This is a genomic window from Desulfoluna spongiiphila (genome assembly GCF_900101345.1).
Classification (GTDB): domain Bacteria; phylum Desulfobacterota; class Desulfobacteria; order Desulfobacterales; family Desulfolunaceae; genus Desulfoluna; species Desulfoluna spongiiphila.
Genome location: NZ_FMUX01000025.1, coordinates 31,518 through 46,839, shown reverse-complemented (window position 1 = coordinate 46,839; position 15,322 = coordinate 31,518). Strand labels below are relative to the sequence as shown.

At 54.1% G+C, this 15,322-nt stretch carries 15 protein-coding genes; 10 read left to right on the top strand and 5 right to left on the bottom strand.

What is annotated here, in order from left to right:
* Positions 1–62: 62 nt before the first annotated feature.
* The gene (dnaN, locus tag BLQ12_RS23770) at positions 63–1,184 is read right to left on the bottom strand and encodes a DNA polymerase III subunit beta (RefSeq protein ID WP_175470035.1); all 1,122 of its coding nucleotides are present in this window, start codon (positions 1,182–1,184) and stop codon (positions 63–65) included.
* Positions 1,185–1,635: 451 nt separating this feature from the next.
* Here dnaN and BLQ12_RS27150 point away from each other — a divergent pair, with 451 nt between their 5' ends.
* Positions 1,636–1,938: a hypothetical protein gene (locus tag BLQ12_RS27150; RefSeq protein WP_139164088.1), complete on the top strand. Its 303-nt coding sequence runs from the start codon at positions 1,636–1,638 to the stop codon at positions 1,936–1,938.
* Here BLQ12_RS27150 and BLQ12_RS23760 read toward each other — a convergent pair.
* Complete coding sequence (locus BLQ12_RS23760; protein ID WP_092214909.1) at positions 1,916–2,443, bottom strand: hypothetical protein; 528 nt, start codon at positions 2,441–2,443, stop codon at positions 1,916–1,918. The genes BLQ12_RS27150 and BLQ12_RS23760 overlap by 23 nt on opposite strands.
* 3 nt (positions 2,444–2,446) lie before the next feature.
* Complete coding sequence (rdgC, locus tag BLQ12_RS23755) at positions 2,447–3,064, bottom strand: recombination-associated protein RdgC (RefSeq protein WP_092214907.1); 618 nt, start codon at positions 3,062–3,064, stop codon at positions 2,447–2,449.
* Between the two features lie 362 nt (positions 3,065–3,426).
* Here rdgC and BLQ12_RS23750 point away from each other — a divergent pair, with 362 nt between their 5' ends.
* Together BLQ12_RS23750 and BLQ12_RS28240 are read left to right on the top strand one after the other, a co-directional pair.
* Complete coding sequence (locus BLQ12_RS23750; RefSeq protein ID WP_092214905.1) at positions 3,427–3,813, top strand: hypothetical protein; 387 nt, start codon at positions 3,427–3,429, stop codon at positions 3,811–3,813.
* A 310-nt stretch (positions 3,814–4,123) separates the two neighbouring features.
* On the top strand, positions 4,124–4,708 hold the full coding sequence (locus BLQ12_RS28240) for a lytic transglycosylase domain-containing protein (protein WP_092214903.1): 585 nt from the start codon (positions 4,124–4,126) through the stop codon (positions 4,706–4,708).
* A 79-nt stretch (positions 4,709–4,787) separates the two neighbouring features.
* Here the strand turns inward: BLQ12_RS28240 and galU are convergent, their stop codons facing one another.
* Positions 4,788–5,654, bottom strand: a complete 867-nt coding sequence (gene galU, locus BLQ12_RS23740; protein WP_092214901.1) for a UTP--glucose-1-phosphate uridylyltransferase GalU — start codon at positions 5,652–5,654, stop codon at positions 4,788–4,790.
* A gap of 222 nt (positions 5,655–5,876) precedes the next feature.
* On the opposite strand from galU, the gene BLQ12_RS23735 reads away from it, so the two are divergent.
* Positions 5,877–6,671 (top strand): YkgJ family cysteine cluster protein, encoded by a 795-nt coding sequence (locus BLQ12_RS23735; RefSeq protein WP_092214899.1) that lies wholly within the window; start codon positions 5,877–5,879, stop codon positions 6,669–6,671.
* A 178-nt stretch (positions 6,672–6,849) separates the two neighbouring features.
* Here BLQ12_RS23735 and dapA read toward each other — a convergent pair whose 3' ends face one another.
* A complete protein-coding gene (dapA, locus tag BLQ12_RS23730) occupies positions 6,850–7,887 on the bottom strand; it encodes a 4-hydroxy-tetrahydrodipicolinate synthase (RefSeq protein ID WP_092214898.1) in 1,038 nt (345 codons plus the stop codon).
* 391 nt (positions 7,888–8,278) lie between these two features.
* On the opposite strand from dapA, the gene BLQ12_RS23725 reads away from it, so the two are divergent.
* From BLQ12_RS23725 to BLQ12_RS23700, 6 genes are all read left to right on the top strand, one after another.
* Positions 8,279–8,902: a tetratricopeptide repeat protein gene (locus BLQ12_RS23725; RefSeq protein ID WP_092214896.1), complete on the top strand. Its 624-nt coding sequence runs from the start codon at positions 8,279–8,281 to the stop codon at positions 8,900–8,902.
* Positions 8,903–9,138: 236 nt separating this feature from the next.
* The gene (locus tag BLQ12_RS23720; RefSeq protein ID WP_092214894.1) at positions 9,139–10,269 is read left to right on the top strand and encodes a hypothetical protein; all 1,131 of its coding nucleotides are present in this window, start codon (positions 9,139–9,141) and stop codon (positions 10,267–10,269) included.
* Positions 10,270–10,863: 594 nt separating this feature from the next.
* Positions 10,864–12,240: a dissimilatory-type sulfite reductase subunit alpha gene (gene dsrA, locus BLQ12_RS23715; protein ID WP_092214891.1), complete on the top strand. Its 1,377-nt coding sequence runs from the start codon at positions 10,864–10,866 to the stop codon at positions 12,238–12,240.
* Between the two features lie 12 nt (positions 12,241–12,252).
* The gene (dsrB, locus tag BLQ12_RS23710) at positions 12,253–13,401 is read left to right on the top strand and encodes a dissimilatory-type sulfite reductase subunit beta (RefSeq protein ID WP_092214888.1); all 1,149 of its coding nucleotides are present in this window, start codon (positions 12,253–12,255) and stop codon (positions 13,399–13,401) included.
* A 94-nt stretch (positions 13,402–13,495) separates the two neighbouring features.
* The gene (locus tag BLQ12_RS23705; RefSeq protein ID WP_092214885.1) at positions 13,496–13,744 is read left to right on the top strand and encodes a dissimilatory sulfite reductase D family protein; all 249 of its coding nucleotides are present in this window, start codon (positions 13,496–13,498) and stop codon (positions 13,742–13,744) included.
* A 63-nt stretch (positions 13,745–13,807) separates the two neighbouring features.
* A complete protein-coding gene (locus BLQ12_RS23700; RefSeq protein ID WP_092214883.1) occupies positions 13,808–15,223 on the top strand; it encodes a cobyrinic acid a,c-diamide synthase CobB in 1,416 nt (471 codons plus the stop codon).
* Positions 15,224–15,322 lie beyond the last annotated feature (99 nt).

Here is a 15,322-nt window from a genome sequence, read left to right as displayed (position 1 = left end):
GCCTTTGACCCGATGTTGAGTTGATCCCTTTGCCCTCGCCATGAAGTTGCCGGGGGTCGGGATCAGATCTTCATGGGCATGATAATGCTCAAAAAGCGCTTTTCTTCCACCCCTTCCACAAGGCAGGGGTGGTGGTTGTCCCTGAGGTTTACCAGAATACGCTCATCGTTTATCACATTCAATGTATCGATTAAATATTTGGGGTTGAATGCTACCTCCACCTCATCGCGTTCAAAGGCGATGGCCATGTCCTCCTTGGACTCCCCGAGGTCGGGGTTGGTGGCGGTCACCTCAAGCCGGTTGTCGGCAAAATTGAAGATGACGCTGTTGTAGCTGTCGGAGGAGAGGATGGACATGCGCTTGAGCATCATGGAAAAGAGCTTTCTGTCCACCTCGATGTCATAGGTGTCGTCTTTTTCGATGACCTGCTCGTATTCAGGGAAATCCCCTTCCAGGAGGCCGATGATCACGGTCTCTTTCGTCATCTTGAAGATAAGGTAGTTGTCCTTGACCCCCACCTCCACATGTTCCTCTTCCTTGTCGAGGATCTTGGCCGCTTCCATCAGCCCCTTTTTGGGAACGATGACGCTCTCCCCGGGAACGAAGTTGGCGTCTTCCCCGATCTCCACATCCACTTTGCACAAACGCCTTCCGTCCGTGGAGACCATGCGCATCAGGTTCTGACCGTCTTTTTGGATCCGTTCAAAACAGACCCCGGTGATGTGGGCGCGTTTCTCGTCGGAGGGAGCCTGGATCATCACCGTCTTTTCGATCATTTCACGCACGCCGCCTGTGGCAACGCGGGTAAAGGTCACCTCGTCCACCCTGGGGACATCGGGGAAGTCGTCCGGGCTCATGCCGACGATGTGGTAGACGATGTTGTTGTTCTTGATTTCGATCCACTGGCGCTCGATCTCTTCGATGAGGACCTCTTCTCCCGGAAAATTCTGGACAATCTCAAAAAGCTTTTTGGCGTTGATGGTGATGGCGCCTTCCCGTTCCACATCCGCCGTATAGTGTCCTTCAAACCCTGTCTCAAGGTCCGTAGCCACAAAGGAGATACCTTGGCCTTCGCCTTTGATCAGAACATTGGCGGTAATGGCCAGGTTGCTTTTACGTCCTGTAATCCCCTGTACCCGTCCCAGAATGGTGGAGATATCTTTTTTGGCTATTTTGAATTTCATGAGGTTTTCCATGTTCCATGCTGAATCCGTGGTTCGATGGTCGGTGCAACCGGAGCGCGTCGCCCTGGTGTACAACCCGGGGTGTGGTCGAGATTTGGATCAGGCCGTTCAATCAAGCGCTTTGGATTCAACAATTCGGTTTGTCAATGAAGGGGGCCAGGACCTGATCATCCCCTATGTCATAGTAAGTTATACCGAAATTATCAATATAAAAAAAAGTAATTTACCCCTTTTTTAAAGGGGTCCCGGGAGGTTTTTTCATCTGTTTGTGGAAAGTGGTCTAACTTTTTAAAAATTCTTTCCCCTCCGTCTGGCGGAAGGGAAGCGGATCTTTTTCTGTGGCCTGTGTGCCTTCTCTTTTTGTGGGTTTTACAAGAAACGAAGAAGGTGGGTTCTTTCTTATTTATTCTCTAATTTTTTATAAGATCATCATAATAAAGGGTGTTGATAAGTGAAACAAGTGAGCTATGGCACTGTTATCCTTAAGGATAAAAATGTCAAAAACGCGTCTCCGTCGGTCAAAAGCGTTGTTGATAACTCCGGAGTTTTGGACAGGTTTGAAGTTGTTGTTCATAACCCTATGAGTTTTGAACAATCCATGAACCGGTTGTGGACAATAAAAAAGGGGTGCGGCAGGCCGCACCCCTTGGGATATCCTTTAAAACCCCCTGAAAAAACAGGGGGTTTTGAGTATGAACAAGTTATGAACAATAGAAAAAAGACCTTTTTTGTCAGGCGGTTAGCCAGCGCTTGATGGCAGGTACCGTCTCTTTTTTCCAGGTTTCGGAGATCCGCTGCCGCACAAAGGAACGGAAGAGTCCCCCGGTAAGGTCCACCACCTCCCGCGAGAGAAAGAGCTTGTCGATGACGGCCCCTTCGGTTTCGTCACCGGACTCCACGGGCGGGGTTTCCGGGGTTTTCAGGCCCGTGATGTTGAAATTTTCCCCTTTAAGGGTGAAGGTCCAGCCCAGGTCCCCTTTTTTATAGGAGAGGGAGATCTCCGTTACCAGGGCCCCTTTTCGGATGGCGACGATCCCTTCCGTCAAGTCTGCGTTGTCCCCTTTGATGGTCACGCTCTCCACGGTGCTTTCGTCCCGGATCACCTCCAGGACGATGCGGTTGCCCACCGAAAGGAGCACAGGCATCCCCTCTTCGTCCTTCAGGCTCTCGGGGTCGTTTTCCAGGGTGAACCAGAGCCAGGTGAGGAACTCATGGCCGAGGAATTTGTACTTGTTGTATAACACTGCGATATCGAGCATGGGTTACTCCGTAAAATCTTCAGGGGTGATGGCTGAGAGGCGATCCCTGTCCGTGTCGGAGAGGGCAAGGGTCAAATCGGCCTGGGTGTACGGGAAGAGGCGAATGAGTTTGATGCCTGAAAAGCTTTTGTTGAAAAGTGTTTCAAACTCTTCGTTGGCGGCCTTCTGGGTGGAGTAGAGCCACACCTCCTGCTCCTCATACTGCCAGACCACGTCAAAGACGTTGGGGGTGGGCGGGATGCGGATGGTGAGGACGTTCATGACGTGTTCTTTGATCTCGCTCTTCTCGTTTTTCGAGAGAAACTCCCGGTCGCTTTCGGCAAGGCGCTTGGCCGAGGCAATGGCCACCTGCTGCTTCACCACCTTGGTGGGGATGGATTTTTTGTCGATGCGCATGCCAAAGACGTAGTGGGTGCCGATTTGAAAGGTGGTGTCATCGAAATCGGGGGTAAAGGGCGCCTCAAAGGAGGTCCAGCCCACGGCCATGTCCTGGGCTTCGTTGTCGATGTCGGTGATGATCTGCTTTTTTAGCCCTTTTCGAACCTGCTCGGTGGGGTTCTCCGAGAAGCTTCCCTCCACCCGGTAGCGGGCGATGGTCTGGGTGGCTGATAACAATCCCATATGGTAGTCCTTCGTGGTGTCGGTTGGTTTTGTTGGAAACCCGGCTTAACCTGCCCGGAAAGGCCCATGGCCTTGGGGCGATCTCCATGCATGCCGATGGAAAGAGAAAGGGGCCGGGTTGATGAAAGGGGACCGGGAAAAGGGTGCGTTCCGGTTGTCCCGATGGAATTTTATATCGTGATTAATGAAGGCAAACAAGCCATATTTCTATTGATTTTTTTATGTTCACCCCCGTATACCTCGTGCATTGACTGTTTATTAAACCGTATGGTTTAAGGCAAAGCCAATCCGTATTTTTCTACGAATAACAAGGCGTGCCACGGGTACCGGCCTTGAGGGATGCATGAAAATGGAGTTTAATAATGACGAAAAACTGTGTAAAATCAATAAAACTCGATAACGGCCTTACCTTAACGCTTGAAGACATCTCCCGCCGGATCAGTGAGGATGCCTTTGTGGTCAAGGCCCTTTTTTCCATAGAGTTTAAGGTGACGGAGGCTGACGCCGCCTACGCGGGCCTTTCCCTTCCCGAGGTGATCAAGGTGTTGGGATCGGAAACGGCGCGGTTCGAAAAACTCCTGGAGCGTAATTTCATCTCCGAGGATCAAAAAGAACAGGTGTTCGAGGAGGTGAGTTCCTCATTTCTTGCCACCGGCCTCACCTACCTGTCGCATCCCTCCTTTACCCGGGGGGTGGTTCGAAAAATCCTTGTTGAAAAGCGGGGGCGGTACGGATCCCTTCCGGTGTGACCGGATGACTTGTCAGGGGGCTTGGCCGTTACAGGCCGGAAAAGAGAAACAGAAAGAGAAAGTAACTATTCAGCTCAAAAAAAACAGCCTCCGGCGGCAAGCTGTGCCACCTTGAAAGCAGGTTGCGGATGCGTTTTGCCCCTCGTTCCTCGGGTCAAATCACATCCGTCTTTAAAGTAAAAATTCACTCAAAAAGATTTTTTAAAACCTGTTTGTTAAACTTTTTAAAAGTTTAGCCCCCGGCAGGGCCGCCGGAGGCATAAGCTGAATAGTTACAAGAGAAAAAACTCACATCACGGACGGGGGACGCATGGCGCGGAGGGGATGGCTGCTTTTTTTCGGGGTGATGATGGCATGGGCCACGGCAGGTGCCGATATCTATATCTACAGGGATGCCTCGGGCACCCTGTGCTATACCGACTCCCCCGACGCCCGTCAGATCGACATGATGGGAGCCCGTCCCATGGCGACGGGGAAAAAGAAATCCTCCAAGAAGATGTGGAGCTCCTCGGCTTACGATGCCATCATCGTCAGGGCCGCAGAGGCCAACAGCCTCTCTTTTGCCCTGGTCAAGGCGGTGATCCATGCGGAGTCGGGGTTCAACCCCAGGGCCCTTTCCCCCAAAGGGGCCAAGGGCCTCATGCAGCTGATGCCGGAAAACGTCGCCTTTTACAACATCAAGGATCCCTATGATCCGTATGAGAACATCATGGGGGGCACCGCCTACCTCAAACGCCTGCTCACCGACTTCAAGGGCAACCGTCAGCTGGCCCTTGCCGCCTACAACGCAGGTCCCACCAAAGTCAGGCGTCACAAGGGGATTCCCCCCATTGCCGAGACACGGGCTTACGTGGCCAAGGTTGAGCGGTTCAACACCTACTACAGTGCCCGTTGAACCGCGCCTTGACCCAAAAAAATCGGGACCGCGATGCATTGCAGATTTTCGTCCCTGACGGCTGTGCCGCAACGGGGGATCAGTTGAGAAGGGTCTGGAGGTAGGATGTGAGGCGGTCTTTGATCTCCGGGTTGTCCATGGCGTAGGCGATATTGGCCATCTGGAACCCTGCCTTGTCCCCGCAGTCGAAGCGGGTGCCTTCAAACAAGAATCCGTATATATCCTGGGTGGTCAAAAGTTTTTCCATGGCATCGGTGATCTGGATCTCACCGCCCGCACCGGTCTCTTTGGCTTCCAGGAGGTCGAATATTTCCGGGGTGAGGATGTAGCGTCCGATGATGGCCTGGTTGGAGGGGGCCGACTCCGGGGCGGGTTTTTCCACAAGCCCCTGCACTCGGATGAGGCTGCCGTTTTCCCTTGCGCCGTCCACAATGCCGTATTTGTCCGTCTGGCTCGGGTCCACTTCCATCACCGCCACCATGGAGGACTGGGTGGTCTCAAAGGCGTTCATCATCTGAGAGAGGACCGGGGCCTGGGCCTTGACCAGGTCGTCGGCCAAAAGCACGGCAAAGGGTTCGTTTCCCACCACGTCCCGGGCGCACCAGATGGCATGGCCCAGCCCCAGGGGCTTGTTCTGGCGGGTGTAGATAATGGTTCCGGTTTCAGGCACCAGGGCCTCCATGAGCTCCAGGGTCTGGTCCTTGCCCCTCTCTTTTAAAATGGATTCCAGTTCGTGGGAGTGGTCAAAGTGGTCTTCCAGGGCCTCTTTGCCCCGGCCGGTGACAAAGATGATCTGTTCGATGCCGGCTGCAAGGGCCTCTTCCACGGCGTATTGAATGAGGGGCTTGTCCACAACGGGGAGCATCTCTTTGGGAAGGGCTTTGGTGGCCGGAAGGAACCGTGTCCCGAGACCGGCGACAGGAAACACCGCTTTTCGAATTTTCATAGAGTCGAATCCTGATTGTTTGGTGTTATGGGGTATGGGTCGACGACGGTGGGCAGTGAGACTTTTTTGTTGTGATATACGGTGAATGGCGTCTGAAATCAAGGGGGATCGGTAAATTTTTATTGTAAAACCGGAGTGAAATTATTATGTTACTCCTTTTTTGGGAACTTAAAACACATATGGGACGTGTTTTTACCATAGAAGGAGTGAGGAGCGATCAATATGAGTGACTCTGAAAAAAAGGCAGACATCGTACCGGTGCGGTTGGGACGCAGCTCCGGTTTTCAATTTGAATGCCACAAAGGTGTCAGCTGTTTCACCAAATGCTGCCGGGGGATCGATATCATCCTGACCCCCTACGACATCATTCGCCTGAAAGACAAGCTGGAGCTCTCGTCCGAAGAGTTTCTGGCCATCTACACCGAGCCCCAGCTGTATGAAAAAACCGACCTGCCCGTGGTGACCTTAAAGCTTCTCGATGACGAGATCAGGTCCTGCCCCTTTGTGCGGGACGAAGGCTGCCTGGTGTATGACGCCCGTCCCACCACCTGTCGGTACTACCCCCTGGGGGTCGGTAACCTCAGCCACGGCGAAGAGGGAGGAGACGACGACAAGGATTTCTTCTTTTTCGTCAACGAACCCCACTGCAAAGGTTTTGAAGAGAAGAAGGAGTGGACCGTCGAATCCTGGCGCAAGGACCAGGGCGTGGACATTCACGATGAGATCAACGCGGGATGGGCCGACCTCATTGTCCGGAAACGAAGCTTTCCCCCCAATGTCCAGTGGACCCCCAAGGCCAAAGAGATGTTTTTTATGGCCTGTTACAACATCGACGCCTTCAAGCGGTTTGTTTTTGAGAGCCCCTTTCTCACCAAGTTTGACGTGGACGAGGCCATGATCGAAAAGATCAAGACCGATGATCTTGCCATGCTGGAGTTCGGTTTTCTGTGGTTGAAGGACGTTTTTTTCTTGAAAGAAGACGAAAACAAGACGTTCAAGCTCAAGAATCAGGAGTAAGGCGGGGTAACTCAGGTCGTTATGGGTGATTGTCCGATGGAAGCGGCCAATTGTTCATAACTTTCTGTGAAAAACCTTTCGCATCCCGGAAAATGTTTATAAAAAAAGCCGGTCCCCAAAAGGGGCCGGCTTTTTTTGTGTTCGGCGTGTGCCCCGGTGAGGGGCACGGGACGGCGATCTAATAGGTCTCGGTATAGACCAGGCTTTCAAGGAGGGATTCGTCGGCAAGGCGCGCCTTGATATCCACCCCGAAGAACGCTTCCACCGGAGCGAGCAGTTCGGGGTTGTTCTCCATGACCTCGGTGAGGTAGCCCACCACCACATCCAGGCCTTTGCGGGTCATTTTGCCCAGGGGCTTTCGGCAGTTGCCGGAAGGCATCCCTATGAGCTGCATGGCGGTTTTAACGGCCAGGGGGTTCCGGGCCAGGCATTTGACCTCACCGAAGGGGGTCTCTTCCATGGTCACCACGCTGGTGAGCTTGAACAGCGGGGTAAGGGCCTTGTGCAGGGCCTCGGCCTCTTCCAGCTTTCCTTCGGCAACGAGCCGGATCAGGCGGGAAGCCGGGCCGGGAACGATGTTGGAGGCAACGGAGATCACCCCTGAAGCGGCAATATCCGGGTCGGTCATCATGGCGACCACCAGGGCGTCGTCTCCTGAGAATATGGAAAACTCCGGGCCGCAGACCTCACGGGTTCGTTTCATGTTGTCCAGGTTGCCGGTGGCTTCCTTGACGGCCGAAACGTTGGGGCACTCGCGGTTGAGCAGGGCGATGTCTTCGGGAAGCATCTGGGCACCTGTACGACCGGGGATGATGTAGGGGATCACCGTGATATCGGGAAAGGTCCGGGCCACAGGGGTGATATACTCTTTCCTGATTTCAAGGGAGCTGGGCCCGTTGTAGTAGGGGTCCACAAGCAGGACCGCGTCCACCCCGGCCTCAACGGCGTGTCGTGTTGCCGACAGCGCTTCGTTGGTGTTGTTGCTTCCGGTGCCTGCGATACAGAAACATTTCCCCTTGGTCTGTTTGGAAATAATCTCTATCAGGCTGTTGTGTTCGTCCCAGGCGAGGGTGGGGCTCTCGCCGGTGGTTCCGACGGCCAGGATTCCTGTGATGTCGTTTTCAATCTGAAAACGGCACAGTTTTTCGAGGCCCTCGTAGTCCACAAGATCATTTCTAAAGGGGGTGATCAATGCTGTGTAGCAGCCTTTTTTCATTGTCTTACCTCTGGCTTCGCAAATGTGACTGTAAGGTGGCTATTTTTGACAAACGCTTGGAAAAATATAAAAAAAATTAACCATGTGTCAATACCAAAGGCACTCGGCTCCATGAACCCCGGGGTGTTTTTTTTATGGGGGTGGCCACTTTTCTCCCTTTTCAAAGGAAACCGAAAGGGCCCTTCGATTTGATTTGACAACCATCAAACGGCAGTATAGTTTGTGAATTTATTAAAAAAAAGGAACCGAAGAGGCGGGTTGCACCTTTATAATAAGAGGGTGTCCCCACTTTTTTCTGGCCGTGACATAAAAAAAATACCCGACAACAAAGAGAGGCGCCCGGTTTCGGGTTTCTTCTCTTTTTAGATGGGTTACCAGACAAAGAGGGATCATGCAAAAGCCGAAGAACGCGCAAGAACATATTGCTCAACTGAGGGATGCCATTGCCGGAAATCCCGATTGCGGAAACAGCCACTACAACCTGGCGGTGGCTCTGATGGGACTGAAAAAATACGACGAGGCCGAAGCCAGCCTCAACGACGCGGTGGGTTGCAGTCCCACCCTGGCAGAAGGGTACGTGATGCTTGGCAGCATCGCCCTTCAGCGTGAAGACGTGGAGGGGTGCCTCTATTATAACAAGCTGGCCACCAAGTCCCGGGCCGGGTTTGCCGTCGGTTACGGCAACATCGGGTTCATCGAGCTGCAGCGCGGCAACGTGGACGAGGCCATCAAGAACCTGCAGAAGGCCATTGTGCATAACTCCAAGTTTGTCCAGGCGTACACCACCCTGGCCAACGCCTACCTGATGAAAGGCCTGCTGGACGAGAGCATCGCCACCAGTCAAAAAGCCCTTCAGGTTCAGCCGGACTTTCCCATCCCCCACCACAACCTTGGAATCGCCTACCTTGAAAAAGAAGAGTACGCCAAGGCCATCGAGCACTTTGACACGGCCCAGTCCATGGGATACGAGGTGCCGGAAGCTCTTTTAAAAGAGGTGGAACCCCATCGCGGGTAAGACGACTACTTTGTAAGCCCCCTGCAACGCCTGCAGGGGGCTTTTTTTTTGATCAAACGTAATGCTTCAGCTCCAAAAAGCAGCCCCCGCCGGCAAGGTGTGCCACCTTGAAAGCAGGTCGAAAACGAAGCTTCTTTAAGCAGATTTTTTTAAGACCTGTTTGTCGTTTCGAACCCGGCAGGGCCGTCGGAGGCATACGATGAAGCGTAACGAACCCAAGCATAAAGACAACTCTTATGAACATTACCTGGAGCCTGCCCGGTCACAGCCGCTGCGGGCAGATTGATGACGCGGTTCTAAAAACCCCCCTGCCCGCGGACAGGGCTTACGGCGAGGCCGGTCTCTGTTACGGCCACTATGTCCGTGCCGTGGAGGCCGTTCTAGAAAAAGAGGCGCAGGGCACCGGGAAAGGGCTTGCCCGGGCCCTTTTTCCAGACGCCCCGTGCCGGCTGCTTTCAGCCCACGTGGAGATCCTGAAGCACGGCCATTTTTATCACCCTGCCCGCATGACCCTAAAAACCGATGCCGGCACGATTCCCCTGGTGATTAACCTGGCCGTGACCCCGGAAGGGAACGCCTGTGCGGAGGGGGAATTTACCCTGCTGGAGGCACTGGGCCATAAGAGCACGACCCTTCCCAGGGTCTATGCCCTGGACGCCGTTTCCGTGGACGAGCATCGGGTGGTCCTTTTTTTCGGGGAGTGGTTTGAAGGGTTCCATGAGTTTCACCAGACGGAAAAAGACGGGGAGAACCGGGTGGTGGTGTGGGCCGGCCAAGACCACCATCATTTATCGCGAAGCCGGGAGATCTCGGTGTACCGCCAGGCAGCCGGGATCCTGACCCGCCTGTACAACCCCCTCACCTTTGAACTGGTCCAGCCGTGGCACCATGCGGCCGGTGATTTTGTGGTGAATATCAAGGAGGATGACCCGAAGGTTCGCCTTATCACCGTGCGGCAGTATACACCCATGGCCGAGGTGCAGGAGCCGGAGGCCGAAGAGATCATGGAGGGGGCCCTGTACTTCCTGATGCTCCTGACCTTGCGGAACCGCCTGGACCGATACGACGGCATCGGCGAGGTGGCCTGGGTGGGGGACCACTGCGTGGGGGCCAGCCTGGACGGGTTCTTTGACGGGGTGGCCGACCTGGTGGATGTGGGGCCCCTCGACGGCCCCTTCGGTGTCTGGGTGGCCCGCTACCTGGCCATGCACAGCCAGGAGGATTTTCTCGAGACCGCCCGTGGGGTGGTCTCCTCCTTCAACCCCGGTGCGTCGGAGATGGGGGTGGTCGCCGGGAAGGTGGCCGAGCATGCCGCTTCTTTTTATCGTGCGGTGCAGGCGCGGAGCCCGGCGCATGAGATAAAATAATTCTGATTTATTTGTTCATTTAAATTGAATAAAACTAGACATATGTTCAACGGCGGACCCTTTTCAGGGTCCGCTTTTTTTATTCAAAAAGAGCGATATTGTACTGAATAATCAATAGTGTATCTGCCTTGGCTGTTTCAATATAATAGTGCGGATTGTGTAAAAAGAGGGGGAGAGCATCCCTGAAAGGTGTTATTCGCGGGATTCTTCTGTTTTTTATTCTGTTTTATGATTGCGTTGGGGATATGATTAAGTCTCAATATGTTAACTACCATTTAATTTAATTGAGGACTTGATGCGGGGGCGTGACGCCTTGAAGTGCCCATGGAATGTAAAGCCTTAATAACCACGGAAAAAAGCTTTTTTATTGACAATAAAAGGCAATAACTTTATACCATGGAGTTTGATAATAGGGTCATTGTAATTTTTTAATGGAAATTGCATAGACAATAGCAGCCGGAACGGTTTGTTTTGGCTGTTATTTTATGTGGTTTAAGGTTTAAGGTTTGAGTGACTTGGCAACGCAGGGTCAAATGGAGCTCATTTGATTTTGTTTTGTTGAGTTAAAATTATTTATTCAATGGAGGTAAGGCAATGGCAAAGCATGAAACCCCTTTGTTGGACGAGCTGGAATCCGGGCCGTGGCCAAGCTTTGTGTCCGACATCAAGCAAGAAGCTGAAGTCAGGGCAAAAAACGAAAAAGGAATCGATTTTCAGATTCCTGCTGAAGCTTGCGACGATCTGCTCGGTCTTCTGGAACTCTCCTACAAGGACGGCACCACTCACTGGAAGCACGGCGGCATCGTCGGCGTTTTCGGTTACGGCGGCGGCATCATCGGCCGTTACAGCGATAAGCCCGCAGAATTTCCCGGTTGTGCATCATTCCATACCGTTCGTGTGGCTCAGCCCGGTGCAAAATACTACACCACCAAGTATCTGCGTGAGCTGATGGACCTGTGGCAGTTCCGTGGTTCCGGTCTTACCAACATGCACGGATCCACCGGTGACATCGTACTGCTCGGTACCACCACTCCCCAGCTGGAAGAGATTTTCTACACCCTGACCCACGAGATGGATCAGGACCTCGGCGGTTCCGGGTCCAACCTGCGAACCCCCGCTGACTGTATCGGTCAGTCCCGCTGCGAATATGCCTGCTACGACACTCAGGAGCTCTGCTACTTCCTGACCATGATGTACCAGGACGAACTGCACCGTCCCGCTTTCCCCTACAAGTTCAAGTTCAAGTTCGACGGTTGCCCCAACGGCTGCGTGGCCTCCATGGCCCGTTCCGACCTCTCCTTCATCGGTACCTGGAAAGACCAGATCCAGGTGGACCAGGCTGAAGTGGCCAAGTACGTTGACGGCACCAACCCCGCCAACGCCGGTTCCCACAAAGGCCGTGACTGGGGTGCGTTCGACATCCAGGCAGAAGTTGTGGACCTGTGCCCCACCGACTGCATGGCTTACGAAAACGGCGAACTCAAGATTTACGACAAAGAGTGTACCCGTTGCATGCACTGCATCAACGTCATGCCCAAGGCTCTGAAAGTCGGCAAGCAGCGTGGTGTTTCCATCCTCGCCGGTGCCAAGGCCCCCATCGTTGACGGCGCTCAGATGGGTACCCTCGTGGTTCCCTTCCTCGAAATCGACCAGACCATGAACAAGCAGCTGGCTGACTTCGACTCTGAAGAAGAGTGGATGGAATACCTGGAAGAGAAGTACGAAGCTCTCACCGAAGTCATCGAATCTGTCTGGGATTACTGGATGGAAGAAGGCAAGAACCGTGAGCGTCTCGGCGAGCTGATGATCCGTCAGGGTCTCCAGAAATTCCTTGAGAAGATCAACGTGGAGCCCCAGGCCGTACACGTCGATCATCCCCGTACCAACCCCTACATCTTCTGGAAAGAAGACGAAGTTGAAGGTGGCTGGGACCGTGACATCAACGAATACAGAAAGCATCACGCACGCTAGGAGGGGTATACCATGGCTTTTATTTCATCAGGATACGATCCCGAAAAACCGATGGAAGGTCGTATTACGGACATTGGCCCGAAGCATTACGACCAGTTCTATCCCGAAGTTATCAAGAAGAACAAAGGCAAGTGGAGCCACCACGAGATCCTCGAGCCCGGCGTTCTGGTTCACGTTGCTGAAAACGGTGACGAAGTCTTCACCGTACGTTGCGGCGGCGCCCGTCTCATGAGCTCCACCCACGTCCAGGAGATCTGCGACATTGCCGACAAGCACTGCGACGGCAAGCTGCGTTTCACCACCCGTAACAACATCGAGTTCATGACCGACTCCAAGGACAAGATGGAAGCCCTCAAGGCTGATCTTGCCCAGCGCAAGTTCCCCGGTGGTTCCTACAAGTTCCCCATCGGCGGTACCGGTGCCGGTATCTCCAACATCGTCCACACCCAGGGTTGGATTCACTGCCACACCCCCGCCACCGATGCCTCCGGCACCGTAAAGGCCACCATGGACGAAGTGTTCTCTGATTTCCAGGACATGAGACTGCCTGCCAAGCTCAAGATCTCCATGGCTTGCTGCCTCAACATGTGCGGCGCGGTTCACTGCTCCGACATCGCGATCCTCGGGTATCACCGAAAGCCTCCCATCTTGGATCACGAGTACCTTGACAAGGTGTGCGAAGTGCCCCTGGCTGTTGCTTCCTGCCCCACCGCGGCCATCAAGCCCGCCAAGGTAGAGCTCCCCAGCGGCGATACCGTCAGCTCTGTAGCCGTTCGTAACGAGCGTTGCATGTACTGCGGTAACTGCTACACCATGTGCCCCTCCATGCCCCTTTCTGACAAAGAAGGTGACGGCATCGTTCTGATGGCTGGTGGTAAGGTTTCCAACCGTATCAGCGCACCCAAGTTCTCCAAGGTTGTTGTGGCCTTCCTGCCCAACGAAACCCCGAGATGGCCTTCCATGACCAACGCCATCAACAAGATGATCGAAGAGTACGCCAAAGGCGCCCGCAAGTACGAGCGTTTCGGCGACTGGACCGATCGTATTGGTTGGGAGCGTTTCTTTGATGTGTGTGAACTCGACTTTACTCACCACCTCATCGACGACTTCCGTGACGCCGCTTACCAGTCATGGCGTCAGACCACTCAGTTCAAGTTCTAATTCAAGCTGAGCACGCATCCATTTCGTATGGAAATGGATAACCTGCAGGGGACCTGGTCTCCAGGTCCCCTGCCCTATAAATTGGAGGTCCCCAATGGCTTTAGAAAAAGAAGCAGCCAAAGAGGTCATCGTTGAGAAACTGACCAAGAAATCCAAGTCCAAGTCCAAGTTTTACTTGAAGGATTTCTATGCGTTCTTTCCCGATGAGAAGCCCCGCGCCGTAAAGAATATCGTGAACGCCCTCGTAAAAGATGAGGTTCTCGAGTACTGGTCCAGTGGTTCCACCACCATGATCGGTCTCAAGGGAATGGGCAAGCAGGCCGGCGCAGAAGGCGAAGAGTAATCGTCTTTTTTAGCTGACAGGCTTTCCAGCGTATTTGTCTAAGACTCCCAAGTGCAGTGATTGATGAAATCTGAAAGAATCAGCAGTATCCCCGGACTTTTTATATCCGCCCTTCGCGGTGGGTCAGGGAAAACCATTCTGACCATCGGTATCACCGCTGCACTGAGGAGTCTTGGCAAACAGGTTGCCCCCTTTAAAAAGGGGCCCGACTACATTGATGCCGGCTGGCTCTCCCTGGCTGCCGGAAACCCCTGCTACAACCTCGATACCTACCTCATCGACCACGACACCGTGGTCTCATCCTACCTTGCAAACTCTGCCAAACTGGGCGCGGACATCGCCATTGTGGAAGGCAACCGTGGCCTGTTCGACGGCATTGATATCGACGGCAAGACCAGCACCGCTGAAACAGCAAAACTCCTTGAAGCCCCGGTGGTCCTCGTTCTGGACTGTTCCAAAAGCACCCGCACCATGGCCGCAGCCGTATTGGGGTGCCTTCACTTTGACCCGGAGCTTACCATCGGCGGGGTGATCTTGAACCGCATCGCAGGGCCGAGGCACAAAAACAACCTCATCAACAACATCGAATACCACACCGGTGTTCCGGTGATCGGGGCGGTGCCGAAACTAAGGAGCCACGATTTTCCCGAGCGTCACATGGGTCTTGTGCCCACCCCCGAACATGACTGGGCCTTTGAGTCCGTACGCAATGCCGAGACCATTATCCGCGAGCACGTGGATGTTCCCCGCATCATCGCCCTGTCTGAGACCGCGGCCTCCTTTGAGCGAAACGTAAGGGTTCCCGAAGCCGGTTCCGCGGCGACCACCACCGACAAGCCTGTCATCGGGGTGATCCGGGATGCCTCCTTTCAGTTTTATTACCCGGAGAACATCGAAGCCCTTGAAGCCGAAGGCGCACAGGTGGTGATGATCAGCCCCTTGCGGGACACAGAGCTTCCCGAAGAGCTCGACGGGGTGTATATCGGCGGGGGATTCCCCGAAACCCATGCCCGGGAGTTGGGCGAGAACGTCAGCTTCAGGGAGAGCCTCCTTGCCCGCATCAAAGAGGGCATGCCCCTGTACGCCGAGTGCGGCGGCCTCATCTACATGGGGGAAGAGCTTGAAGTGGACGGGGTGGTTCATCCCATGACCGGCCTGTTTCCCCTCTCCTTTTCCGTCTCCAAGCGGCCCCAGGGGCACGGGTACGTGGTGGCCGAGATCACCGGTGAGAACCCCTTTTACGAGGTGGGAACCCAAATCAAAGGCCATGAGTTCCGCTACTCCAAAATCACCCGATGGGATCGGGAAGAAAACGACGCCGCCTTTACCATGGCCCGGGGTACCGGCATGGCCGACAAAGCCGACGGTATCACCAAATACAACGCCCTGGCCACCTACACCCATATCCACGCCCTGGGAACCCCTGCCTGGGCTCCCTCCTTCGTTTCAAAAGCCCTGGAATACAAAAACCACGAATAACTGCCTGCCCCAACGAGCCCTGCGGCCCTGCGCCACGGGATCACCTTATGCCTCCCGCTGCCCTGCCGGGGGCAAAATTTTTGCCTGATCTTAAAACGA

Excerpts from the sequence above, each read along its gene's own strand:
- BLQ12_RS23750 (WP_092214905.1), top strand. The coding sequence starts at position 3,427 with ATGACGAAAAACTGTGTAAAATCAATAAAACTCGATAACGGCCTTACC.
- BLQ12_RS23725 (WP_092214896.1), top strand. The coding sequence starts at position 8,279 with ATGCAAAAGCCGAAGAACGCGCAAGAACATATTGCTCAACTGAGGGAT.
- galU (WP_092214901.1), bottom strand. The coding sequence starts at position 5,654 with ATGAAAATTCGAAAAGCGGTGTTTCCTGTCGCCGGTCTCGGGACACGG.
- BLQ12_RS28240 (WP_092214903.1), top strand. The coding sequence starts at position 4,124 with ATGGCGCGGAGGGGATGGCTGCTTTTTTTCGGGGTGATGATGGCATGG.
- BLQ12_RS23705 (WP_092214885.1), top strand. The coding sequence starts at position 13,496 with ATGGCTTTAGAAAAAGAAGCAGCCAAAGAGGTCATCGTTGAGAAACTG.
- dapA (WP_092214898.1), bottom strand. The coding sequence starts at position 7,887 with ATGAAAAAAGGCTGCTACACAGCATTGATCACCCCCTTTAGAAATGAT.
- BLQ12_RS23700 (WP_092214883.1), top strand. The coding sequence starts at position 13,808 with ATGAAATCTGAAAGAATCAGCAGTATCCCCGGACTTTTTATATCCGCC.
- dsrB (WP_092214888.1), top strand. The coding sequence starts at position 12,253 with ATGGCTTTTATTTCATCAGGATACGATCCCGAAAAACCGATGGAAGGT.
- BLQ12_RS23735 (WP_092214899.1), top strand. The coding sequence starts at position 5,877 with ATGAGTGACTCTGAAAAAAAGGCAGACATCGTACCGGTGCGGTTGGGA.
- dsrA (WP_092214891.1), top strand. The coding sequence starts at position 10,864 with ATGGCAAAGCATGAAACCCCTTTGTTGGACGAGCTGGAATCCGGGCCG.
- BLQ12_RS23760 (WP_092214909.1), bottom strand. The coding sequence starts at position 2,443 with ATGCTCGATATCGCAGTGTTATACAACAAGTACAAATTCCTCGGCCAT.
- dnaN (WP_175470035.1), bottom strand. The coding sequence starts at position 1,184 with ATGAAATTCAAAATAGCCAAAAAAGATATCTCCACCATTCTGGGACGG.
- rdgC (WP_092214907.1), bottom strand. The coding sequence starts at position 3,064 with ATGGGATTGTTATCAGCCACCCAGACCATCGCCCGCTACCGGGTGGAG.
- BLQ12_RS23720 (WP_092214894.1), top strand. The coding sequence starts at position 9,139 with ATGAACATTACCTGGAGCCTGCCCGGTCACAGCCGCTGCGGGCAGATT.